General features: G+C 71.9%; 20 protein-coding genes. 18 read left to right on the plus strand and 2 right to left on the minus strand.

The features are described 5' to 3' along the window. The first annotated feature begins 81 nt into the window (after nucleotides 1–81). From CRYAR_RS20065 to CRYAR_RS20115, 12 genes are all read left to right on the plus strand, one after another. On the plus strand, nucleotides 82–1,005 hold the full coding sequence (locus CRYAR_RS20065) for an NAD(P)H-dependent flavin oxidoreductase (protein ID WP_035852960.1): 924 nt from the start codon (nucleotides 82–84) through the stop codon (nucleotides 1,003–1,005). Next, entirely contained in the window at nucleotides 1,002–1,994 is a 993-nt protein-coding gene (locus CRYAR_RS20070) for a phosphotransferase family protein (RefSeq protein WP_035852962.1), read from the plus strand. Before CRYAR_RS20065 ends, CRYAR_RS20070 begins: the two co-directional genes overlap by 4 nt. Before the next feature lie 120 nt (nucleotides 1,995–2,114). After that, nucleotides 2,115–3,464 carry a DNA-binding protein gene (locus CRYAR_RS20075; protein ID WP_051570701.1) on the plus strand — a complete coding sequence of 450 codons (1,350 nt, stop codon included), beginning with the start codon at nucleotides 2,115–2,117 and terminating at the stop codon, nucleotides 3,462–3,464. A 75-nt stretch (nucleotides 3,465–3,539) separates the two neighbouring features. Beyond that, nucleotides 3,540–5,519, plus strand: coding sequence for a catalase/peroxidase HPI (gene katG, locus CRYAR_RS20080; protein ID WP_051570702.1), 1,980 nt, complete (start codon nucleotides 3,540–3,542; stop codon nucleotides 5,517–5,519). 112 nt (nucleotides 5,520–5,631) lie between these two features. Beyond that, entirely contained in the window at nucleotides 5,632–6,093 is a 462-nt protein-coding gene (locus CRYAR_RS20085; protein ID WP_035852965.1) for an MSMEG_3727 family PQQ-associated protein, read from the plus strand. Nucleotides 6,094–6,108: 15 nt separating this feature from the next. Next, nucleotides 6,109–7,806 (plus strand): PQQ-dependent dehydrogenase, methanol/ethanol family, encoded by a 1,698-nt coding sequence (locus CRYAR_RS20090; protein ID WP_035852968.1) that lies wholly within the window; start codon nucleotides 6,109–6,111, stop codon nucleotides 7,804–7,806. Nucleotides 7,807–7,821: 15 nt separating this feature from the next. Then, nucleotides 7,822–7,905, plus strand: coding sequence for a pyrroloquinoline quinone precursor peptide PqqA (pqqA, locus tag CRYAR_RS50820; protein ID WP_063725736.1), 84 nt, complete (start codon nucleotides 7,822–7,824; stop codon nucleotides 7,903–7,905). A gap of 1 nt (nucleotide 7,906) precedes the next feature. Next, nucleotides 7,907–8,710, plus strand: coding sequence for a pyrroloquinoline quinone biosynthesis protein PqqB (gene pqqB, locus CRYAR_RS20095; protein WP_084700738.1), 804 nt, complete (start codon nucleotides 7,907–7,909; stop codon nucleotides 8,708–8,710). Next, on the plus strand, nucleotides 8,707–9,393 hold the full coding sequence (pqqC, locus tag CRYAR_RS20100) for a pyrroloquinoline-quinone synthase PqqC (RefSeq protein WP_035852970.1): 687 nt from the start codon (nucleotides 8,707–8,709) through the stop codon (nucleotides 9,391–9,393). Before pqqB ends, pqqC begins: the two co-directional genes overlap by 4 nt. After that, entirely contained in the window at nucleotides 9,390–9,650 is a 261-nt protein-coding gene (gene pqqD / locus CRYAR_RS20105; protein WP_035852971.1) for a pyrroloquinoline quinone biosynthesis peptide chaperone PqqD, read from the plus strand. The genes pqqC and pqqD overlap by 4 nt, the downstream gene beginning before the upstream one ends. Beyond that, nucleotides 9,643–10,701, plus strand: coding sequence for a pyrroloquinoline quinone biosynthesis protein PqqE (gene pqqE / locus CRYAR_RS20110; RefSeq protein ID WP_035852972.1), 1,059 nt, complete (start codon nucleotides 9,643–9,645; stop codon nucleotides 10,699–10,701). Before pqqD ends, pqqE begins: the two co-directional genes overlap by 8 nt. 13 nt (nucleotides 10,702–10,714) lie before the next feature. After that, entirely contained in the window at nucleotides 10,715–11,821 is a 1,107-nt protein-coding gene (locus tag CRYAR_RS20115) for a sodium:calcium antiporter (RefSeq protein ID WP_051570703.1), read from the plus strand. A gap of 200 nt (nucleotides 11,822–12,021) precedes the next feature. Here the strand turns inward: CRYAR_RS20115 and CRYAR_RS43355 are convergent, their stop codons facing one another. After that, nucleotides 12,022–14,295, minus strand: coding sequence for an Hsp70 family protein (locus CRYAR_RS43355; protein ID WP_051570704.1), 2,274 nt, complete (start codon nucleotides 14,293–14,295; stop codon nucleotides 12,022–12,024). Nucleotides 14,296–14,391: 96 nt separating this feature from the next. On the opposite strand from CRYAR_RS43355, the gene glyA reads away from it, so the two are divergent. Genes glyA through CRYAR_RS20145 form a run of 5 tightly spaced genes read left to right on the plus strand, consistent with a single transcriptional unit; the run spans nucleotide 14,392 to nucleotide 20,221 of the window. After that, on the plus strand, nucleotides 14,392–15,654 hold the full coding sequence (glyA, locus tag CRYAR_RS20125; protein ID WP_035852979.1) for a serine hydroxymethyltransferase: 1,263 nt from the start codon (nucleotides 14,392–14,394) through the stop codon (nucleotides 15,652–15,654). Next, nucleotides 15,654–16,868, plus strand: a complete 1,215-nt coding sequence (locus CRYAR_RS20130; RefSeq protein ID WP_035852980.1) for a sarcosine oxidase subunit beta family protein — start codon at nucleotides 15,654–15,656, stop codon at nucleotides 16,866–16,868. Before glyA ends, CRYAR_RS20130 begins: the two co-directional genes overlap by 1 nt. 8 nt (nucleotides 16,869–16,876) lie before the next feature. After that, a complete protein-coding gene (locus tag CRYAR_RS20135; protein WP_035852981.1) occupies nucleotides 16,877–17,122 on the plus strand; it encodes a sarcosine oxidase subunit delta in 246 nt (81 codons plus the stop codon). Next, on the plus strand, nucleotides 17,119–19,788 hold the full coding sequence (locus CRYAR_RS20140) for a 2Fe-2S iron-sulfur cluster-binding protein (protein ID WP_051570705.1): 2,670 nt from the start codon (nucleotides 17,119–17,121) through the stop codon (nucleotides 19,786–19,788). Before CRYAR_RS20135 ends, CRYAR_RS20140 begins: the two co-directional genes overlap by 4 nt. Further along, nucleotides 19,781–20,221, plus strand: a complete 441-nt coding sequence (locus tag CRYAR_RS20145; protein ID WP_035852983.1) for a sarcosine oxidase subunit gamma — start codon at nucleotides 19,781–19,783, stop codon at nucleotides 20,219–20,221. Before CRYAR_RS20140 ends, CRYAR_RS20145 begins: the two co-directional genes overlap by 8 nt. Here the strand turns inward: CRYAR_RS20145 and CRYAR_RS20150 are convergent. Continuing rightward, entirely contained in the window at nucleotides 20,214–20,876 is a 663-nt protein-coding gene (locus CRYAR_RS20150; protein ID WP_035852985.1) for a GntR family transcriptional regulator, read from the minus strand. The two genes, CRYAR_RS20145 and CRYAR_RS20150, sit on opposite strands and share 8 nt — an antisense overlap. Nucleotides 20,877–20,902: 26 nt before the next feature. On the opposite strand from CRYAR_RS20150, the gene CRYAR_RS20155 reads away from it, so the two are divergent. Next, nucleotides 20,903–22,273: an L-serine ammonia-lyase gene (locus CRYAR_RS20155; protein ID WP_035852986.1), complete on the plus strand. Its 1,371-nt coding sequence runs from the start codon at nucleotides 20,903–20,905 to the stop codon at nucleotides 22,271–22,273. The last annotated feature ends 41 nt before the right edge of the window (nucleotides 22,274–22,314 follow it).

Consider the following 22,314-nt stretch of genomic DNA (forward strand, 5'->3'; position numbering starts at 1 on the left):
CGGAGCGCTTCCGGGCGATATCCACAGATCGGCTTGTAGTGAACCGCCGTTCGCAGGGCGCGGAATCCCTACCGTGGCGGCATGGGCTTCTCGAACCGCGTGACGCGGGCGCTGGGCGTCGACGTGCCGATCCTGTCGGCTCCGATGGGCTGGGTAGCCCGGCCCGAGCTGGTCGCGGCGGTGTCGAACGCCGGCGGGATGGGGCTGGTGCCCGGCTCGCTGCCGCTCGAGGAGGTCCGCGGGGACATCCGGCGCGTCCGCGACCTCACCGACAAGCCGTTCGGGATCAACGTCCCGATCCTGGTCGCCCGCGACCCCCGGGTCGTCGACATGATCGTCGAGGAGCGGGTCGGGTTCGTCACGACCTCGGCCGGCCCACCGGCCCGGTACACGCCGCTGCTCAAGGACGCCGGGCTCACCGTCTACCACGTGGTCCCCTCGTTGCGGGCCGCGCTCAAGGCGGTCGACGCCGGCGTCGACGGGCTGATCGTCGAGGGCAACGAGGGCGCCGGGTTCAAGAACCCCCGCGAGGTGTCCACGATGGTGCTGGTGCCGCTGGTGGCCCAGCGCTGCGGGCTGCCGGTGATCGCGGCCGGGGGAGTCGCCGACGGGCGCTCGCTGGCCGCGGCGTTCTGCCTGGGCGCGGAGGGCGCGCAGATGGGCACGCGGATGCTCGCCTCGGCGGAGTCGGCCGTCCACGACAACCTGAAACAGGCCGTGCTGGCCGCGACCGAGACCGACACCGTGCTGCTCGACGGCGCTCTCGGCCGCCCGATGCGGGTCCTGCGCACCGACCTGGTCGACTCGCTGCTCGACCTGCCGGACCCCGACGCGTTCGCCCGGCTGGCCCACGTCACGACGCTCTACCACGAGGGTGACCTGGCGGCGTCGCTGGCGCAGCTGGGCCAGGTCGCCGGGCGGGTGGACGAGATCCTGCCGGTCGCCGAGATCTTCCGCCGCACGCTGAAAGAGTTCGACGAGGTCGTAGGAGGGCTGCCCCGATGACGTCAGCGGCACTGGCCGGCTGGTTCGCCGAGAACGACATCCCGCTGGAGGGCGAGCCCGAGCTCGCGCTGATCGCCGGGGGGCACTCCAACCTCACCTACCGCGTGAACGACACCTACGTGCTGCGCCGGCCGCCCCGGGGCCACGTGCTGCCGAGCGCCCACGACGTCGGCCGCGAGCACCGCGTCATCCGCGCGCTCGAGCCGACCGCGGTGCCGGTGCCGCACTCGTTCGGGCTGTGCGGGGACGCCACCGTGCTCGGCGCGCCGTTCTACGTCATGGACCTGGTGCCGGGCACCGTGGTGGCCGGCCACGACGACGGCGCCGCCTACCCCGCGGACGCCCGCGGGCCGGCCTGCCGCGACCTGGTCGGCGTGCTGGCGGCGATCCACGACGTCGACGTCGACGCGGCCGGCCTGGGCGAGCTGGGGCGCCGGGCCGACTACAGCGCCCGCCAGCTGCGCCGCTGGAAGCGCCAGTTCCACGCCGCGTCCACCCGCGAGCTGCCGCTGGTGGACGAGGTGCACGACCGGCTCGTCTCCGCGATCCCGCCGCAGCGCCGGACCGGGCTCGTGCACGGCGACTACCGTCCCGGCAACGTGCTGCTCGCCGCCGACGGCCGGGTCAACGCGGTCCTGGACTGGGAGCTGGCTACGCTCGGTGACACGATGGCCGACCTCGGCTGGCTGACCGCCACCTGGCGCGAACCGGGCGAGGAGGAGCTGATCGAGTCGCCGGCCGCGAATCCCGGCTTCTGGAGCCGCGCCGATCTGATCGCCGAGTACCACCGCGCCACGCGCTACGACGTGTCCGACATCGCCTGGTATCAGGCGTTCGCGCTGTGGAAGCTCGCGTGTATCGCCGAAGGTGTCTATGCCCGGTACCGGGCCGGAGTGATGGGTGTGGACGGAGTGGACGTCGAGGCCCAAGGAACACGGGTCGAGCGGCTGGCCGAAGCCGCCGCAGCCGCACTGACCACTCTCGACTGAAGCCACTCTGCATACGGTCGACCGAAAGGTAGCCAGCCCCGACATTCGTACCTAGAGTGAGGCTGCAGTTCTGTTACAGCGACGAAACTGAAGGTGACGGACCAAAGGCGGTCTACCACCATGCACTACGGATCCGTGTACGCGGCCTGGGAACAATTCATCCGGGGTGACGACCACGTGCTGGGCGTCAGACCCGAAGTGGCGATCTCCTGGCACCGGTGCCGGGAGCAGTACCGGGTCGATCCGCACCTCACCGAGGCGCCGATCGCGGTGGCGGAGATCGACCACACCCCCGAGCACGACGTCGTCTTCGCCGAGCTCGGCTTCCGGGCGGCGTCGCTGGCGCACGACGTCAGCGTGGCCGGTGGGGTCGTGACGATCTGCGACGCGACCGGCCGGATCCTCGCCGAGTGGGGCGACCCGGCGACGGTCGAGCGCGCCGAGCAGGCCAACCTCGCGCCCTGGTTCTGCTGGTCGGAGGCGGCGGCGGGCACGAACGGCATGGGGATGGCGCTCGAGGCGCACGGCCCGGTGCTGGTGCGCGGCGCCGAGCACTGGTGCCGGGCCTTCCACGACTGGGTGTGCGCCGGCGTCGCCGTGCGTGACGTGGTGAGCCGCGAGCCGATCGCGGTGCTGAACATCTCCTGTTTCCGCAACCAGCTCCCGGCGATGGCCGGCAGCTGGCTGGCCAACGCGGCCACCAAGACGCAGTGCCTGCTGCGCGGCCGGGCCCGCGACAGCGCCGCCGAGCTGGTCGCGGCGTACACGCAGGCCCGGGCCGGTTCCACCGAGGCGCTGGCCGCGGTGGACACAGCCGGCAAGGTGGTGATCGCCGACGAGACCGCGAGCGCGCTGATGGGGGTGCCGGCCCGGGTACCCGCGCTCGACCCCACGGTCCGGTGGACCCCCGGCCTGCCCGAGCTGATCGGCGCGGCCCGGTACGCCGCCCGGCAGGCCTCCCGCAACCCCGACTACATCGGCTCCACCCAGGTGTTCACGTATCTCACCGACGAGCCGACGCCGATCACCCTGCGCCCGGTCTTCCTGTCCAGCCAGCTGATCGGCATGCTCGTGTGCTTCGGCGGGTCGGAGGAGCCGCAGCCCCCGGCCGAGCCGTCGACCCGGAATCTGCCCCGCCGGGTGGTCGCGACCCGCGAGAACCGCACCGTGCTGCTGCGGCTGCCGGAGGTGTCGTTCGCCGAGTCGGAGGGCAACGAGGTCTGGCTCTCCACCGACCAGGGCCGGCTGCGCTCGGCGTCGTCCAGCCTGGACAGCCTCGGCGACGAGCTGGCCCCGGCCGGGTTCCTGCGCGTGCACCGCCGGTACGTGGTCAACCTCGGCCGGATCCGCGAGGTCGAGCGGCGGCGGGGAGGTGAGCTCTTCCTGGTCATGGACGACGACGCCGTGGACGGCATGGTCCCGGTCTCCCGCCGGAACGCCTCGGCGGTGCGTCGAGCACTGGACATCTGAACGGAGCAGCGCGTGCCCGAGCCCCACGGGGGAGGCCTCGGCCTCCCGGCCCCGACCCCGAGTTACTACGCCTCGGTGGAACGTCCCTACTCCGCTTCGCTCGAGGCCCGCCCGGCCCGGGCCGCCGAGGAGCGTCTCGACCTCCGCGTCCTGCAGAAACGCCCCGACCCCCTCGGCGACGACTTCGACTACCCGGCCGCGTTCGGCTCGCTCGACCTGGACGAGCTCGCGCACGACGTCGACGCCGTGCTCACGACGTCGCAGGACTGGTGGCCGGCCGATTTCGGTCACTACGGGCCGCTCGTCGTGCGGATGGTGTGGCACTGCGCCGGCACCTACCGCGTCGGCGACGGGCGGGGCGGAGCGTCCGCGAGCCTGCAGCGGTTCGCGCCGGTCGACAGCTGGCCCGACAACCGCAACCTCGACAAGGCACGGCGGCTGCTCTGGCCGGTCAAGAAGAAGTACGGCCGCCGGATCAGCTGGGCCGACTTGATGGTGTTCGCCGGCAACCGCGCACTGGAGACGATGGGCTTCCGGACGTTCGGGTACGCCGGTGGGCGCGTCGACGTGTTCCACCCCGACGACGTCGACTGGGGGCCGGAGGCCGGCTGGCTCGGCGACGAGCGGCACACCGGCGTCCGTACCCTGGACGAACCGCTCGCGGCCGACCAGCTGGGGCTGATCTACGTCAACCCGGAGGGCCCGAACACCGTCCCGGACGCGGTCGCGTCGGCCCGTGACATCCGCGTCACCTTCCGCCGGATGGGCTTCGACGACGAGGAGACCGTCGCGCTGATCGCCGGCGGCCACACGTTCGGCAAGACCCACGGGGTGGCCGACCCGAAGTACCACCTCGGCCCCGAACCGGCCCGAGCCGACCTCGCGCAGCAGGGCCTGGGCTGGGCGAACAGCTACGGCACCGGGAACGCGGGCGACACGATCACCAGCGGGCTGGACGGCGCCTGGACACCGACGCCGACGCAGTGGGACAACAGTTACCTGGAGAACCTGTTCGGCTACGAGTGGGACGTGGCGCTCAGCCCGGCCGGGCTGTGGCAGTGGGTGCCGAGGGGCGGGGCCGGGGCGGGCACGGTGCCCGACGCGCACGATCCGGCGAAGACCCACCCGCCGACGTTCCTGACCACCGACCTGGCGCTGCGCTACGACCGCGCCTACGGCCCGATCGCGCGACGGTTCCGGGACAACCCCGATCAGCTCGCCGACGCGTTCGCCCGGGCCTGGTTCAAGCTGACCCACCTCGACCTGGGGCCCCGTGAACGGTACCTGGGCCCGCTGGTGCCGCCGGAACCCCTGATCTGGCAGGACCCGGTGCCGGCCGACGCCGGGGCCGCCCCCGACGTCGCCGCCCTGAAACAGCGCATCCTCGACTCCGGGCTGACGATCCCCGAGCTCGTGGAGACCGCCTGGGCGTCGGCCTCCACCTTCCGCGACAGCGACAAGCGCGGCGGCTCCAACGGCGGCCGTCTCCGGCTCGAACCCCAGCGGAGCTGGGCGGTGAACAAGCCTGACCAACTCGACCGCGTGCTGCGCACCCTCGACGCGCTCCGGCACGGGATCTCGATGGCCGACCTCATCGTGCTCGCGGGCTGCACCGCCGTGGAACGGGCCGCCGGTGTTCCCGTGCCGTTCACCCCCGGGCGCACCGACGCCGCTCCGGAGTGGACCGACGTGGCCTCGTTCGCCGCGCTCGAACCGCTCGCCGATGGGTTCCGCAACTACCTGGACCCGCGCGCCCGCCGCCCCGCCGAACACCTGCTCGTCGACAAAGCCAGGCAGCTGACGCTGACCGCCACCGAGATGACCGTGCTGGTCGGAGGCTTGCGCACGCTCGAACACGGCGTGCTCAGCAACGCGTTCTTCGTCGATCTGCTCGACGGGCCACCCGACACGGCGACCCGCGTCGACCTGGTTTTCGGCTCCCACGGTGAGTTGCGCGCGTTCGCCGAGGCCTACGCGTCCGATGACGCGGCCGAGGGTTTCGTCCGCGACTTCGTCGTTGCGTGGGACAAGGTGATGAACCTCGGTCGGTACTGATTCCGGTCTGAACGGTGGCCCCGCGCGGACGAACGGCACCCTCTTCTTGACCCGTTCCAATCGGCGTAGTTTCCCCGTCCACGGTGACTTCGACGGAGAACAGGTGAGGTCGATGACGATCGCGCAAGACCGGGACCTACTACTGGACAAACTCGGGCTCAACGCACAGAACAGCGCCGCACTCGGCAAGGTGCTCAACACCGGCAACATCGGCCAGGCCACGGAGCGGGCCGACGGCACGATGGAAGCGACGATCCGGATCAAGCCCGACGAGATCTGCTGGGATCCGTCGATCCTGGTCCTGCCGCACGGCGGCGACCTCGAGCTGACGCTGATCAACGACGACCTGAACACGCACTGCGCGCTGCTGCCCAGCAACGGCGACCGCAAGTTCATCTGGCTGGTCAACCACTCGAAGGGCCTGGCCAGGCTCAACCTCGACGGCCCCGGCTACTACTGGTTCAGCTCGCCGACCGGCAACGACGAGGGCCGCGGTCTCACCGGCACGATCGTCGTCCTCGGCGACGTGCCGCCGGAAGCCCGCCTCGACCGTCCCGACCAGCCGCGTCCGTAAGGGAGGAGTTTCCCGATGACCATCGAATATGTGGACGCGGGCGAGGCCGTCGACCAGGCCAGGCTCACGCACAAGGTCGCCGGCGGCGAAGTCGCGCCGCCGGTCACCGAGAACGTGACCTACGAGCGCATCCTCGAGGCCCGCTCCGAGCCGGAGAACTGGCTCACCTACTACGGCGCCCACGACGGGCAGCGCTACAGCCCGCTCGACCAGATCACCACCGAGAACGTCAGGCGCCTGGCCCCCGCCTGGGTGTTCCAGGCGGGAACGAGCGGCATCATCGCCGGCGCGTCGACGTACTCGTTCGAGGCCACCCCGATCGTCGTCGACGGGATCATGTTCCTGTCCGGCTGGGACGGCTGGGTCTGGGCCCTGGACGCCAAGACCGGCACCGAGATCTGGCGGTACAAGCACGCGGTGCCGTTCGACGTCTCGCTCTGCTGCGGCAACGTCAACCGCGGGGTCGCGGTCGCCAAGGGCAAGGTCTTCTTCGTCACCGCGAACGCGCACCTGATCGCCCTCGACGCCACCACCGGCAAGAAGATCTGGGACAAGGTCAAGGGCGACGTCCGCGCCGGGGAGAGCGCCACCAGCGCGCCGATCGTCATCAAGGACATGGTCATCACCGGCAGCGCCGGCGGTGAGTTCGGGGTGCGCGGCCACCTCGACGCGTTCGACCTGGAGACCGGCGAGCACCGCTGGCGCTCCTACATGGTGCCGAAGCCGGGCGAGCCGGGGGCGGAGACCTGGCCGTCGGACGGCGAGGCCTGGGCGCGCGGCGGCGGGAACCCGTGGCTGGTCGGCACGTTCGACCCGGACACGAACCTGATGTACTGGGGCACCGGCAACCCCGCCCCCGACTTCGACGGCGGTGTCCGCGAAGGCGACAACCTCTACACCGACAGCATCGTCGCGATCGACGTCGACTCCGGACAGATCCGCTGGCACTACCAGTGCACCCCGCACGACGTGTGGGACTACGACAGCATCTCCGAGTGCATCCTGTTCGAGCGGGACGGGCGCAAGCTCCTCGGCCACTTCGACAAGAACGGGTACTTCTTCGTCCTCGACCGCACCAACGGCGAGCGGATCTCGATCACGCCGTTCGTCGACCGGATCACCTGGGGTGCGATCACCCGCGACGGCCAGGTCGCGGCCAAGGTCTACCCCGACGAAGAGGGCGTCCCTGTGCACTTCTACCCGGGCCCGGCCGGCGCCAAGGAGTGGACGCACGCGTCCTACAGCCCGCGCACCGGGTGGTTCTACGTCCCGGTGCAGGACGTCGGGGCCACGGCCACGCGCCGGCGCCGGGAGTTCAAGGAGAGCATCCCGTACTGGGGCGCCGGCGTTCAGGTCGACATCGAGGAAGCAGTCGGCTACGTCAGCGCGTTCGACGCCGACGGCGAGGAGAAGTGGCGCTGGCGCAACGAACTGCCGATGTGTGCCTCGACGCTGGTCACCGCCGGCGACGTGGTGTTCGCGGGCGAGCCGTCGGGTGAGTTCAACGCCCTCGACGCCCGCACCGGCGAGCAGCTGTGGCAGTTCCAGTGCGGCAGCGGTCACCACAGCAGCCCGGTGACCTACGCGATCGACGGGCGGCAGTACGTGGCCGTGCCGGTCGGCTGGGGCGGCTGGGCCGAAGGCTTCCTGCCCGGCATGCTCGGCGCAGGCCACGGCAGCGCGCTGATCGTGTTCGCCCTGCCCGAGGACTAGGAGAGGAGGAAAATCATGGCTGAATGGGAGACCCCGGAGTTCGTCGAGGTCGCCGTCGCCCCCGAGGTGACGATGTACATGGGCACGCTGGAGCCCTGACGTGATCGCGCGGGTGCTCGGCTCGGCCGCCGGCGGCGGATCGCCGCAGTGGAACTGTCACTGCACGGTCTGTACCGCCGTGCGCGCCGGGGCCGGGCCCCCGCGCACCCAGTCGTCGATCGCGGTGACCCTCGACCGCGACGACTGGTTCCTGTTCAACGCTTCACCCGACGTCCATCGGCAGATCGACGGGCTGACGGTGGCCGCGGTGCTGCTCACCGATGCCGAACTGGACCACACCGCGGGGCTGCTGCTCCTGCGTGAGGCCCGCGCGCTGCGGCTGTACGCGACCGCGGCGATCCAGCGGACGCTGCGCGACGGCTCGGGGCTGCTGCCGCTGCTCGAGCGGTACTGCACGGTCGAGTGGATCCCGGTCGAACTCGGGGTGCCGTTCCCGCTCACACCTGGTCTGACCTGCGAAGCCTTCGACGTCCCCACGACTAAGAAGGACCGCTTCGGGGTAAATGTCAGCGAGGGCAGGGTCGTGGGGTACCGGCTCACCGACGCCGGGGGCACGCTCGTCTACCTGCCGGGCGCCCAGTCGCTGCCGGAGTTCGGCCCCTGCGACTGCCTGCTCCTCGACGGGTCGTTCTTCCGGGACGACGAGCTGTCCGCGACCCGGACCGCCCGGGACATGGGGCACCTGCCGATCGTCGACAGCATGCCGTCGATCAAGGCCCCCCGAACGATCTTCGTGCACATCAACAACACCAACCCGATCCTTCTCGACGACTCGCCCGAGCGGCGCGTCGTCGAGGCGAACGGCATGGAGGTAGCAATGGACGGCCTCGAGGTGGAGCTATGACGGCGGTACTCGGCACGGATTTCGTCGCCACGTTGCGGGCCCACTCCCAGCGCTATCACCATCAGCACCCGTTCCACGTCCGGATGAACGCCGGTGAGCTGAGCCCCCGGCAGCTGCGGGGCTGGATCGCGAACCGCTTCTACTACCAGGAGAACATCCCCCGCAAAGACGCCGCGATCCTCTCCAACTGCCCCGACGTCGAGGTGCGCCGGCGCTGGATCCGACGCGTCACCGACCACGACGGCACCACCGGCACCGAGGGCGGCATCGAGGCGTGGCTGCGCCTCGGCGAGGCCGCCGGGCTCCCGCGCGAGGAGATCCTCGACCATCGGCACCTGGTGCCCGGGGTGCGCTTCGCGGTGGACGCGTACGTCAACTTCACCCGCACCCGCCCGTGGGTGGAGGCGGTCGCTTCGTCGCTCACCGAGCTGTTCGCCCCCGACCTGATGGCCGCACGGCTCGCCGCGTTCGAGCGGTACTACCCGTGGATCGAACCCGAGGGCCTCGCGTACTTCCGCAACCGGCTCCACCAGGCGCCCCGCGACTGCGAGCACGCGCTCGAGATCGTCACGACCCACTGCCTGTCGGCCGAGTCCCAGGCCGCCGCGATCGACGCGCTGTCGTTCAAGTGCGACGTGCTGTGGAGCCAGCTCGACTGCATCGACGCGGCGTACCCGCGATGACCCGCCCGAAGCTGGCCCGGCACTGCCGGTTGGGCTTCGACCGGACCCGCCAGCGGCCGATCCTGTTACTCCCCGAGACCGTGGTCGTGCTCAACACCACCGGCGCGGCGATCCTCGAACGCTGCGACGGGCGGCGCACCGTGGACGAGATCGTCACCGACCTGGGGGAGGCCTACCGGGAGGTCCCGGGCGCCGAGGTCCAGCGGTTCCTGAACGGCATGCTCGAACGTCGCTTCGTGGAGATGGTCGATGGCTGACCCGTTCGGGCTGCTCGCCGAGCTCACCTACCGCTGCCCGCTGTCCTGCGCCTACTGCTCGAACCCGCTGAACATGGCCGAGTACACCGACGAGCTCACGCTGCCGGAGTGGCAGCGCGTGTTCACCGAGGCCCGCGACCTCGGGGTGCTGCAGTGCCACCTGTCCGGAGGGGAACCGCTGCTCCGGCGCGACCTCGTCGCGCTGGTGGCGTCGGCGAACGCTCTCGGTCTGTACACGAACCTGGTGACCAGCGCGATCGGCCTCACCCGGCCGAAGGCCGAACAGCTCCGGGACGCCGGTCTCGACCACGTGCAGATCAGTATCCAGGCCGACGCGCCGTCGCTCTCCGACTCGATCGCCGGCCTCCCGTCCTTCCGGCGCAAAGTCGACGCGATGCGCGTGGTGAAGGAGCTGGGCTGGCCGCTCACCGTCAACGTCGTGCTGCACCGGCAGAACATCGACCGCGTCGCCGAGGTGCTCGACCTGGCCGAGGACGTCGGCGCCGACCGGGTGGAGCTCGCGAACACCCAGTACTACGGCTGGGCCTGGCGCAACCGCGACGCGCTCCTGCCCAGCCGGGCCCAGCTGGAGGCGGCCGAGCAGGTGGTGCGCGCTGCTCGCGATCGGCTCTCGGTGATCTACGTCGTGCCGGACTACTACAGCGACTACCCGAAACCGTGCATGGGTGGGTGGGCCGCCCGGCAGCTGACCGTGACACCCAACGGGGACGCGCTCCCGTGCCCGGCGGCGCAGTCGCTGCCGTTGCCGACGGCCAGCGTGCGCTCCGATTCGCTGGCCCGGATCTGGAACGAGTCGCCGGTGTTCACCGCGTACCGCGGTACCGGCTGGATGCCCGATCCGTGCCGGAGCTGCGACCGGCGTGAGGTGGACTTCGGCGGATGCCGCTGCCAGGCGTTCCAGCTCACCGGCGACGCCGCCCGCACCGACCCGGTGTGCCATCTCTCCCCGGACCACGCGGTGGTGACCGACGCGGTCGCGGCGGCCAACTCCGTGGTCGACCTCCAGCTGGTTCCTCGCCCACATCGTTGACCGGGGGTGCGGTATGTCGATCTTGATCTTCGTCGTCGGAGCGGCGTTACTGGTCTACTGCGCCGAGAAGCTGGTCGTGTATCTCGTGGGTGCCGCCCACGGCCTGCGGATCTCGGTGTTCCTGCTCGCGATCATCTTCACCGGGATCGAGTTCGACGACCTGGCGCTCGGCGTGGCGCTCAACGCCGAGGACCTCGGCGGGGTCGCGCTGGGCACGGTGTTCGGTACGGCGATCTCGATGACCGGGATCGTGCTCGCGCTGGCCGCGATCGTGTGCCCGACCCGGGTGCACATCCCGCGCAGCTATCTGGCGCTCTTCGCCGCGTCGCCGCTGATGATGGTGCCGTTCGTGCTGTCGGCGCCGTTGACCGCGGCCGACGGCGTCGTGCTGGTGCTGTTGTTCGTCGCGTTCATCGCGTACATCGCGACGAGGGAGCTGCAGAGCTCGACGCCGATCTTCCGGAACGCCGAGATCCTGGAACGGATCGGCGCCGACGGGCCGGGCGCCGGTGAGCACGGGGCCGGGGGATCGGGCGCCGGTGGGGTGGGCGCCGGTGGGGTGGGCGTCGCTGGGGTGGGCGGGGGGCGGCCGGGGGATCGGCCGCCGTTCGTGGTGACGATGCCGTTCACCAAGGACCGGCCGTTACCGAGGTGGGGCGGGATCGGGCTGGCCGTGCTGGCCCTGCTCGGCCTGATCGTCGCGGCCACGATCACCAGCGCCGGGATCGACGGCATCCTCGACGACTACGCGATCGGCGGCACCCTGTTCGGCGCGACGATCGCGACCCTCGTGCTGTCGCTGGAGGACATCTTCCTGACCGTCGAACCCAACCGCCGGGGCGCGGCCGAGATCGGCATCGGCAACGTCATCGGCAGCGTGGTCTTCGGCGTGACCGCCAAACTCGGCATCATCCTCCTCACCGGCGGCGCCATCCTGGTCGGCGACGACGTCCTCGCCTGGCACCTGCCGGTCCTGGTCGTGATGACCGGCCTGTCGGCGTACTTCATCTCCACCGGCCGCCTACGCCGCTGGCACGGCTTCGTGTTGCTGGCCCTCTACCTCCTGTACTGGGCCGTCAGCTGGTCGATGTTCGGCGAAGTTCCGATCGATGCCGACTGACCGGAGCCGGCCACCCGCGACGAGGGCGCCGGTCACCGGACCCGCCCCGGCCGCCTCGGAAATTGCGCCGCTGGGGCGGGGTGGTGCTCAGCCGGTAGCGGGGCCGGTGCCGGTGAAGCGGCCGCCGCTGGGGCGGGTGGTGCTGAGCCGGTGGCCGGGCCGGTTCCGGTGGAGCGGCCGCCGCTGGGATGGGGTGGTGCTCAGCCCTTAGCCGGGCCGGTTCCGGTGAAGCGGCCGCCGCTGTGGCGTGCGAGGGCGGCGGCCAGGCGCCGTGCCGGAAGGCCACGGGCGTCGAGGTAGCGGGGCGCGGGGTTGGCCGGGTTGGCCGGGTTGGCCGGGACGACGGTGAGGGTGCGGCGGCGGAGGGGGCCGCGCCGGGTGAGGGTGACCGTGCCGATCCCGCGCCAGGACAGGACCTCCTCGCGGCCGGCGGGGAGGATGCTGCGTGCGCTGATGATCGCGCCGACGATCAGGCCGAGGACGGCGAGGAGGACGGCCAGGCCGCTCACCGAGTCGGCTCGTTGGGGCCAGCTGTACTGGAAGATCAGCGCGGCGAGCAGCAGGAGCGGCGACGGAACGATCCAGCCCAGGCCACGCAGCCGGCGTTCGGCTCCGGGGTTCCCGGTGAGCACGGTGAGGCCGAGGTCGTCGACGCGGAGGCCGGCGCCTCGGCGGAGCCGCGCGAGGCGATAGGCGGCCCACGTGATCAGCAGGAGGCTCGGCACGCTGCCGCCGGCCAAGGCGAGCCAGGTCAGCGGGGTGTACTGGTCGCCGTAGGACAACGTCTGGAGGATGACCGGCACCGAGATCACGAACAGGACGAACCCCACCGGCGCGGAGATGAGCGCCGGCAGCACCAGGCCGGCCGCACCCGCCCCGAAGGTCTCCGGCGGCAACGCCGACGGCAGGAACGGTCCAGCCGCCGACGCCCCACCCTGTCGACCGGGCCCCTCTGCTGCGGACAGCGGGGCGGCCTGCTCGAGCGCCCCCGCCTCCGTTTCCTCCGACGGTCCCGGCGGTGCGGACGGTCCTGACGGCCGGAACGGTCCTGACGGTCCTGACGGCCGGGACGGTCCCGACGGCCGGGACGACGGGCCTGACGGGCGAGACGGTTCTGACGGCCGAGACGATCCCGACGGTTCTGACGGCCGAGTCGATCCCGACGGTTCTGACGGCCGAGACGATCCCGACGGTTCTGACGGCCGAGTCGGTCCTGACGGCCGGGACGATCCCGATGGTTGGAGCGATCCCGACGGCCGAGACGGGCCGTACGGTCCCGCTGGCGCAGCACCCCCCGCCGCCCCGGTCACCGACCCGGCCGGCGCGGACCCCCCATCCCCTCCCCCCTCCGCCGGATAGGGCGGGGGCTCGGGCAGCGGCCCGAGATCGAGCAGCGGCGGCGCCACCGGAACCGCACGGCCCGGTGTCCCCTCCGCCACCACCCACCGCAGCGCCCCCTCCGCCACCACCAGCTCGGGCTGGTCGAGCACCGTCGGCGCGATCCCGGTCGCCCGGTGCAGCAGCGTGCCGATCAGCGGCATCCGCGACCCACCCCCCACCAGGAACACCCCGCTGACCTGGTCCACCGGCACCCGCGCCTCGCGCACGCACTGCAGCGTCACGTCGATCGTGTCCGCGAGCCGGGGCCGCGCCGCGAACTCGAACTGCTCCCGGCTGATCAGCACGTCCCGCTCGAGCAGCGGCACGACGAGCGTCGCCGACGACCGCGACGACAACGCCTCCTTCGCCTCCGACGCGTCGCTCCACAGTCTCCGGAAGGCCCGCTGCTCGGTCACTGTCCGCGGCGCCCGTAAGGGCGCGAACCCGTCCCCGATCACGTCGGAGGCGATCGACACCACGAGCGCGTCGAGGTCGAGGCTGCCGAACGTGTCCAGGCCCCGGTAGGCCAGCGGCTCGGACGTCGGGCGCACCACCGACACGTCGAAGGTGCCCGCGCCGAGGTCGTACACCACCAGGCAGCCGTCCGGCGGCAGCCGCCCCGCGAACTCGGTCGCGTAGTACGTGGCCGCCGCGACCGGTTCGGCCAGCACGGCGACCTCCGGTAACCCGGCCTGTCCGGCGGCGGCGAGCAGCACCTCCCGCCGGGCCGGCCCCCACGCCACCGGGCACGTGATCACGATCCGCTCCGGCGGCTCCGGGAGCGTGCGGCGCACCTCCTGCCACACCCGGTTGAGCGTCGCCGCGATCGCCGTGACGACCGGCACGTCCCGGCCGCCGAGCAGCAGCTCCAGCTCGTCGATCCGGCGTTTCGGGTTCGGCTCGTAGGACTGCGGCGACACCCGCCCGGCGCGCTGCGCGGCCCGTCCGGACAGCAGCTGCCCGTCGGGTTCCAGGCCGACCCCGGACGGCAGCAGCGGCGACCCGTCGAACAACAGCGGGCGGATCCGACCGTCCGGCCACGCGAGCATCGCGACGGTGTTCGACGTTCCATAGTCGACGGCGAGCGCGGTCACGGCGGAAACCTACCGTCACCGCGCGAACCTTGACGCCGCCTATCAGACACCCTAACTTATAGGCAATTGATATATCAGAATCGAGCGGAGATCGCGATGTCTGACCTGCATCGTCCCCTCGCCGAGATCGACCCCGATGTCTCCGCCGCGATCGGCGCCGAGCTCCGCCGCCAGCAGACCACGCTGGAGATGATCGCCAGCGAGAACTTCGCCCCGATCGCCGTCCTGCAGGCGCAGGGCTCGGTGCTCACCAACAAGTACGCCGAGGGCTATCCGGGCCGCCGCTACTACGGTGGCTGCGAGAACGTCGACGTCATCGAGCAGCTCGCGATCGACCGGCTGAAAGCCCTGTTCGGCGCCGAGTTCGCGAACGTGCAACCGCACTCCGGAGCCCAGGCCAACGCCGCGGCGATGGCCGCGCTGCTGCAGCCCGGCGACACGATCCTGGGCCTCGACCTCGCCCACGGCGGTCACCTGACCCACGGCATGAAGCTGAACTTCTCCGGCAAGCTCTACGACGTCGCCGCGTACCACGTCGACCGGGAGTCGCACCGCGTCGACCTGGCCGAAGTGGAGCGGTTGGCGCACGAGCGGCGTCCGAAACTGATCGTCGCCGGGTGGTCGGCCTACCCGCGCCAGCTGGACTTCGCCGAGTTCCGGCGGATCGCCGACGCGGTCGGCGCGTACCTGATGGTCGACATGGCGCACTTCGCCGGCCTGGTCGCGGCCGGCCTGCACCCGTCGCCGGTACCGCACGCGCACGTGGTCACGTCCACCACGCACAAGACGCTCGGCGGCCCCCGCGGCGGGTTCATCCTGGCCACCGCCGACCTGGCCAAGAAGTTCAACTCGGCGGTCTTCCCCGGCCAGCAGGGCGGCCCGCTGGAGCACGTCGTCGCGGCCAAGGCGGTGGCGTTCAGGCTCGCCGCCACACCGGCCTTCCGGGAGCGGCAGGAACGCACGCTCGCCGGGGCGCGCCTCCTCGCCGAGCGCCTCCTCGCCGACGACTGCCGCGCGGCCGGCGTCGGCGTGGTCAGCGGCGGCACCGACGTCCACCTGGTCCTCGTCGACCTGCGTGACTCGCCGCTCGACGGCAGGCAGGCCGAGGACCGTCTGCACGACGTCGGCATCACGGTCAACCGCAACGCGGTGCCGTTCGACCCGCGCCCGCCGATGGTCAGCTCCGGCATCCGCGTCGGCACGCCGGCGCTGGCCACCCGCGGCTTCGGCGCCGAGGACTTCACCGAGGTCGCGGACGTCGTCGCGGTCGCGCTGCAGCCGTCGCCGGACGTCGAGAAGCTGCGCGAACGGGTCACCGCGCTGGCCGGGAAGCACCCGCTCTACCCGGAAGGGGTCTGATGCCTCCGCCCCCCAACCATCCGCGCAGCCTCTGGCGCAACCCGGAGCCGAAACGCGCGTACGACGTGGTGATCGTCGGCGGCGGCGGGCACGGCCTGGCCACCGCGCACTACCTGGCCGAGAACCACGGGATCACGAACGTCGCGGTGCTGGAGAAGGGCTGGCTGGCCGGCGGCAACATGGCCCGTAACACCACGATCATCCGGTCGAACTACCTGTGGGACGAGAGCTCGGCGATCTACGAACACGCGCTGAAGCTCTGGGAGGGCCTGGAGGAGGACCTCGGCTACGAGATCCTGTTCAGCCAGCGCGGAGTGCTCAACCTGGCCCACACGCTGCAGGACGTACGCGACAGCGTCCGCCGGGTGGAGGCCAACAAGCTCAACGGTATCGACGCCGAGTGGCTCGACCCCGACGAGGTCCGCAAGGTCTGCCCGATCGTCAACACGTCGAGCGACATCCGGTATCCCGTCCTCGGAGCCACCTACCAGCCGCGGGCCGGCATCGCCAAGCACGACTACGTCGCCTGGGGCTTCGCGCGCCGCGCCGACGAGGCCGGGGTCGACCTGATCCAGGACTGCGAGGTCCACGGCTTCGCAACCACCGGCGATCGGGTCACCACGGTCCGGACGACGAGAGGCGACATCGCGGCCGGGAAGGTCCTCCTCTGCGCGGCCGGGCACACCTCCACGCTCACCGACCGGCTCGGCTTCCGCGTCCCCGTGCAGAGCCACCCCCTCCAGGCGCTCGTCTCCGAGCTGCTCGAACCCGTGCACCCGACGATCGTCATGTCCAACGCGGTGCACGTGTACGTCTCCCAGGCGCACAAGGGCGAGCTGGTGATGGGCGCCGGCGTCGACTCGTACAACGGCTACGGCCAGCGCGGCGCGTTCCACATCGTCGAGCGCCAGATGGCCGCCGCGGTCGAGCTGTTCCCGGTCTTCGCCCGCGCGCACCTGCTGCGCAGCTGGGCCGGCATCGTCGACGTCAGCCCGGACGCGTCACCGATCGCCGGCCGGACGCCGTACGAGAACCTCTACCTCAACTGCGGCTGGGGCACCGGTGGGTTCAAGGCCACGCCCGGCATCGGCTGGTGCCTGGCCGACACCGTCGCCAACGACGAGCCGCACCCCTACGTCGCGCCGTTCACGCTCGACCGCTTCGTCTCCGGCGCTCTCGTCGACGAGCACGGCGCCGCCGCCGTGGCCCACTAGGAGCCGACATGCAACTGATCGACTGCCCCTTCTGCGGCCCGCGCGAGGAAGCCGAGTTCTCCTACGGCGGCCAGGCCGGCGTGGCCTACCCGGCTGATCCGGCCGCGCTCACCGACGAGCAGTGGGCGCACTACGTCTTCTTCCGCGACAACCCGAAGGGCCGCTTCGTCGAGCGCTGGTACCACGCGATCGGCTGCCGACGCTGGTTCACCGCCGTCCGCGACACCGTGACCTACCGTTTCGAGGGCAAATGAGGGCCCGCACCGGCGGCCGGATCGACCGCGGCCGCACGCTCACGTTCACGTTCGACGGCGAGACCTACACCGGCCACCCCGGTGACACGCTCGCCTCGGCGTTGCTGGCCGCGGGCCGGCACACGATCGCCCGGTCGATCACGTTCGGCCGGCCCCGGGGCATCACCGCGGCCTGGGCCGAGGACTCCGGCGGCCCGGTGCAGATCGAGGAACCGTTCCCCGAGCCGATGCGGCCGGCCACCACCGTCGAGCTCTACGACGGCCTGTCGGCCCGCAGCCTGGCCGGGCGCGGCCGGCTGGCCGACGTCCCCGACACCGCCCGCTACGACGCCAAACACCACCACGTCGACGTTCTGGTGGTCGGCGCGGGCCCCGCCGGGCTGGCCGCGGCCCGGGACGCGGCCCGGGCCGGGGACCGGGTCGCGCTCGTCGACGAGCAGTCCGAGGCCGGCGGTTCGCTGCTGAGCGAGCCCGAGACCCCGGGATGGGTCGCCGACACCGTCGCCGAGCTGGCCGCCCACCCCGACGTGCTCCACCTCCAGCGCACGACCGCGTTCGGCACCTACGACGACGGGTTCGTGCTCGCCCTGGAACGACGCACCGACCACCTGGGCGCGGCGGCCCCGAAGAACGTCTCCCGTCAGCGGGTCTGGCGCCTGCGGGCCCGGCGGATCGTGGTCGCGACCGGCGCGCACGAGCGGCCGATCGTGTTCGCCGACAACGACCGGCCCGGCATCATGCTGGCCGGTGCGGCACGCACGTTCCTCAACCGGTACGGCGTGCTCCCGGGGCGCGCGGCGGTCGTCTTCACGACGAACGACAGCGCGTACGACGCCGCGTTCGACCTGCACCGCGCCGGGGTGCGCGTCCGGGCGATCGTCGACGCGCGCACCGAGATCCCGGCGCACCTCGCCGAGGCCTGCGACCGGGCCCGCATCTGGCTGGTGCGGGGCGCGGTCGTCACCGGCACCCGCGGCGAGGACCGGATCACCCACGCGCTCGTCGGCCCCGACCCGATCGCCTGCGACCTGCTCCTGGTCTCCGGGGGCTGGAACCCCGCGGTGCACCTGTTCAGCCAGGCCCGCGGCCGGCTGCGCTACGACGGGACGCTCGGCGCGTTCGTGCCCGGTGAACCGGTCGACGGCCTCACCGTGATCGGGTCGGCCGCCGGTGAGGTCGTCGCCTCGAAGACGCTGTGGCGGGTGCCGGGCCCGGCCGAGTTCCAGTTCGTCGACCTGCAGCGCGACGCCACCGTCGCCGACCTCCGGCACGCGGTCGGCGCCGGCCTGCGCTCGATCGAGCACATCAAGCGCTTCACGACGATCGGCACCGCCCACGACCAGGGCAAGACCTCCGGCGTGCTGACGACGGGGATCGTCGCCGAACTGCTCGGCGTGCCGGTCGAGGCCGTCGGAACGACCACGTTCCGCCCGCCCTACACGCCGGTGGCGTTCGCGGCGCTGGCCGGGCGCGACCGCGGCCACCTGTTCGACCCCGAGCGCTACACCGCGCTGCACGACTGGCACGTCGCGGCCGGTGCGGTGTTCGAGGACGTCGGCCAGTGGAAGCGCCCGCGCTACTACCCGCGGCCGGGGGAGGACATGCCGGCCGCGGTGCTGCGTGAGTGCGCCGCCGCGCGCACCGGCGTCGGCCTCCTGGACGGCTCCACGCTGGGCAAGATCGACGTCCGCGGCCCGGACGCCGGCGTGCTGCTCGACCGGCTCTACACGAACCTGATGAGCAGCCTGAAACCCGGGATGGTGCGCTACGGCGTGATGTGCGGCGTCGACGGGATGGTGATCGACGACGGCACCGTGCTGCGCCTGGCCGACGACCACTTCCTGGTGATGACGACGACCGGCGGCGCCGCGAAGATCCTCGACTGGATGGAGGAGTGGCTCCAGACCGAGTGGCCCGAGCTGCGGGTGCACCTCACCTCGGTCACCGATCACTGGGCGACGTTCCCGGTGGTCGGCCCGCGGTCACGCGACGTCGTCGGGGCGGTGTTCCCGGACGTCGACGTCAGTAGGGAGGCGTTTCCGTTCCTGGCGATCCGCGAGACCACACTGGACGGGGTACCGGTCCGGCTGGCCCGGATCAGCTTCTCCGGTGAGCTGGCCTACGAGGTGTACGTCAGCTCCTGGTACGCGGTGGCGATCTGGCAGCGGCTCCTGGACGCCGGCCGGCCGCACGGCCTCACGCCGTACGGCACCGAGACGATGCACGTGCTGCGGGCCGAGAAGGGCTACCCGATCATCGGCCAGGACACCGACGGCACGGTGACGCCCCAGGACCTCGGGATGGCCTGGGTCGTCTCGAAGAAGAAGGCGGACTTCGTCGGCAAACGGTCGTTCGCGCGGGCCGCGAACCTCGACCCGCTCCGCAAGCACCTGGTCGGGCTGCTGCCGCTCGACCGGCGCACCGTGCTCCCGGAGGGCTCGCAGATCGTCGAGCGGCTCACCGAGCCGCCGGTCGCCATGCTCGGGCACGTCACGTCCAGTTACCGCAGCGCCGAGCTCGGCCGCCCGTTCGCGCTCGCGCTGGTCAAGGGCGGGCGGGAGCGGGTCGGAGAGGTCCTGCAGGTGCCGGTGGACGGCACCCTCGTCCCCGTCGAGGTCACCGGCCCGGTGCTGGTCGACCCGGAAGGAGCCCGTCGCGATGGCTGAGCTGCTGCGGACGCACGCGCTGGAGTCCCGCGTCGAGGCGCTGGCCGCCGCCGGGATCGTGGTCGAGCCGTACGTCGCGATGACGAACGTGCGGGGCGCGGACGCGCCGCCCGCGGGCATCCGCCTGGGCCCGGACGAGTGGCTCGTGGTCGGCGCCGCCGGCGAACCCGGCGGGTCGGTCACCGACGTGTCCGCGCAGTGGATCACGCTGCGCCTGACCTCCGGCCACGCCCGGGACGTGCTGGCCACCGGCTGCGCGATCGACCTGCACCCCCGGGCGTTCCCGGAGGGCACGAGCGTGCAGACCCGGCTGGCGCAGGCCGGCGTGATCCTCACGTCGCTGGGCGCCGGCGGCTATCGCGTGCTCGTGCGGTCCACGTTCGCCGGCTACCTCGCCGACTGGCTGCTCGACGCGACGAGCGAGTTCAGATGACCGCGCGGATGGCCCGCTCGAAGCCGAGCACGTGGTCGCGCGCCAGCACGTCGGCGCGGTCGGCGTCGCTCCCGGCGATGGCGTGAAGCAGCGCCACGTGCTCGGCGACGACGTTCAGGTCCGTGCTCTTCAACCGGTCGAGGAAGACGCAGTGGATGCGCGTCACCAGGTTGTCGTAGCGGATCAGCACGTCCTCGAGGTGCGGGTTGTTCGCCGCGCGGTAGATCGCCCGGTGCACGGTGAGGTCCCAGCGCATGACCTCGCTGCGGTCGGAACGCTCGACGTCGAGCTGGCCGGTGAGGTCGGCGAGCTCGAGGATCTCCGCGCGCTGCGCCCCCGACGAACGCTCGGCCGCCCGGCGCGCGGCCAGCGGCTCGAGCTGCACCCGGAGGTCGGAGATGTGCGCGAGGTCGGCGATGTCGAGGGCGGTGGCGAACGTGCCGCGGCGCGGGAACGAGACGACCAGCCGGTCCTGCTCGAGACGCTTGAGCGCCTCCCGGACCGGGGTACGTCCCATTCCGAGCTGGGTCGCCAACTCGTCGTCGTCGATCGGCTCGCCCGGCCGGATGTCCAGGAGGATCAGCCGGTCACGCAGGGCGAAGTAGGCACGTTCGGCCATCGACGCCGGTGCGGGGCCGACCGCAGCAGCACGCATGACACTAATATATCAAGGATGAGCTCATGACGATCAGCGCCTTCGACCTGTTCAAGGTGGGGATCGGTCCGTCCAGTTCGCACACGGTCGGGCCGATGCGGGCCGCGTGGTCGTTCGCGGAGCGGCTGCGCCGGAGCGGTGCGCTGACCCGCGTGGCGCGGGTGCGCTGCGAGCTGTTCGGCTCCCTCGGCGCGACCGGGCACGGCCACGGCAGCGTGCCTGCCGTCGTCCTGGGGCTGGAGGGGGAGCGGCCGGAACTCGTCGACCCGGTCGCCGCCGGCCCCCGGGTCGAGGCCGTGCGCGAGATCGGCAAGCTCACGCTCGCCGGTGAGCACCCGATCGAGTTCACGCTCGACGACGTCGTGCTGCACCGCCGCCGGCGCCTGGACTTCCACTCCAACGGAATGCTGTTCCTGGCGTTCGACGCGTCCGGGGCCGAGCTGGACCGGCGCGAGTACTACTCCGTCGGCGGCGGGTTCGTGCTCGACGAGGACGAAGCGGGGCGCCCGGCGATCGTCGAGGACGCCACGCCGGTGCGCTACCCGTTCACCACCGGCCGGGAGCTGCTCGACCACACCGACGCCACCGGCCTGCGCATCAGCGACGTCATGCTGGCCAACGAGCTGTCCTGGCGCACCGAGGACGAGGTGCGCGGCGGCCTGCTGCACCTCTGGTCGGTGATGCAGGAGTGCGTCGCACGCGGCACCCACACGTCCGGGGTGCTCCCCGGCGGGCTGAAGGTCCGGCGCCGGGCCGCCGCGCTCCACACGCAACTCGACGAACAGCGCGACCACGCCGACCCGCTGCGCGCGATGGAGTGGGTCACGCTTTACGCGCTGGCCGTCAACGAGGAGAACGCCGCCGGCGGCCGGGTGGTCACCGCGCCGACGAACGGCGCCGCCGGCATCGTCCCGGCGGTCCTGCACTACTACCGCGACTTCGTGGAGTCCTACGACGAGGACGGCGTGGTGCGCTTCCTGCTCACCGCGGCCGCGATCGGGTTGCTGTTCAAGGAGAACGCGTCGATCTCCGGCGCCGAGGTGGGCTGCCAGGGCGAGGTCGGGTCGGCCTGCTCGATGGCGGCCGGCGCGCTCGCCGAGGTGATCGGCGGAACCCCCGAGCAGGTGGAGAACGCCGCCGAGATCGGCATCGAGCACAACCTCGGCCTGACCTGCGACCCGGTCGGCGGCCTCGTGCAGATCCCGTGCATCGAGCGCAACGCGATCGGGTCGGTCAAGGCCATCACCGCCGCCCGGATGGCCGTGCGCGGCGACGGACAGCACCACGTGACGCTCGACAAGGCGATCAAGACGATGCGCGAGACCGGCGCCGACATGAAGGACAAGTACAAGGAGACGGCCCGGGGAGGGCTGGCCCTCAACGTCGTCGAGTGCTGATGCCCCTGTCCGGCCGGGCTCGTGGAGTGGCCCGCCGCGAG

Source organism: Cryptosporangium arvum DSM 44712 (assembly GCF_000585375.1).
Taxonomy (GTDB): domain Bacteria; phylum Actinomycetota; class Actinomycetes; order Mycobacteriales; family Cryptosporangiaceae; genus Cryptosporangium; species Cryptosporangium arvum.

Excerpts from the sequence above, each read along its gene's own strand:
- CRYAR_RS20065 (WP_035852960.1), top strand. The coding sequence starts at position 82 with ATGGGCTTCTCGAACCGCGTGACGCGGGCGCTGGGCGTCGACGTGCCG.
- CRYAR_RS20090 (WP_035852968.1), top strand. The coding sequence starts at position 6,109 with ATGACCATCGAATATGTGGACGCGGGCGAGGCCGTCGACCAGGCCAGG.
- pqqC (WP_035852970.1), top strand. The coding sequence starts at position 8,707 with ATGACGGCGGTACTCGGCACGGATTTCGTCGCCACGTTGCGGGCCCAC.
- CRYAR_RS20085 (WP_035852965.1), top strand. The coding sequence starts at position 5,632 with ATGACGATCGCGCAAGACCGGGACCTACTACTGGACAAACTCGGGCTC.
- pqqE (WP_035852972.1), top strand. The coding sequence starts at position 9,643 with ATGGCTGACCCGTTCGGGCTGCTCGCCGAGCTCACCTACCGCTGCCCG.
- CRYAR_RS20135 (WP_035852981.1), top strand. The coding sequence starts at position 16,877 with ATGCAACTGATCGACTGCCCCTTCTGCGGCCCGCGCGAGGAAGCCGAG.
- CRYAR_RS20115 (WP_051570703.1), top strand. The coding sequence starts at position 10,715 with ATGTCGATCTTGATCTTCGTCGTCGGAGCGGCGTTACTGGTCTACTGC.
- pqqD (WP_035852971.1), top strand. The coding sequence starts at position 9,390 with ATGACCCGCCCGAAGCTGGCCCGGCACTGCCGGTTGGGCTTCGACCGG.
- CRYAR_RS20070 (WP_035852962.1), top strand. The coding sequence starts at position 1,002 with ATGACGTCAGCGGCACTGGCCGGCTGGTTCGCCGAGAACGACATCCCG.
- pqqA (WP_063725736.1), top strand. The coding sequence starts at position 7,822 with ATGGCTGAATGGGAGACCCCGGAGTTCGTCGAGGTCGCCGTCGCCCCC.
- glyA (WP_035852979.1), top strand. The coding sequence starts at position 14,392 with ATGTCTGACCTGCATCGTCCCCTCGCCGAGATCGACCCCGATGTCTCC.
- CRYAR_RS20155 (WP_035852986.1), top strand. The coding sequence starts at position 20,903 with ATGACGATCAGCGCCTTCGACCTGTTCAAGGTGGGGATCGGTCCGTCC.
- CRYAR_RS20140 (WP_051570705.1), top strand. The coding sequence starts at position 17,119 with ATGAGGGCCCGCACCGGCGGCCGGATCGACCGCGGCCGCACGCTCACG.
- CRYAR_RS20145 (WP_035852983.1), top strand. The coding sequence starts at position 19,781 with ATGGCTGAGCTGCTGCGGACGCACGCGCTGGAGTCCCGCGTCGAGGCG.
- CRYAR_RS20150 (WP_035852985.1), bottom strand. The coding sequence starts at position 20,876 with ATGCGTGCTGCTGCGGTCGGCCCCGCACCGGCGTCGATGGCCGAACGT.
- CRYAR_RS20075 (WP_051570701.1), top strand. The coding sequence starts at position 2,115 with ATGCACTACGGATCCGTGTACGCGGCCTGGGAACAATTCATCCGGGGT.
- CRYAR_RS20130 (WP_035852980.1), top strand. The coding sequence starts at position 15,654 with ATGCCTCCGCCCCCCAACCATCCGCGCAGCCTCTGGCGCAACCCGGAG.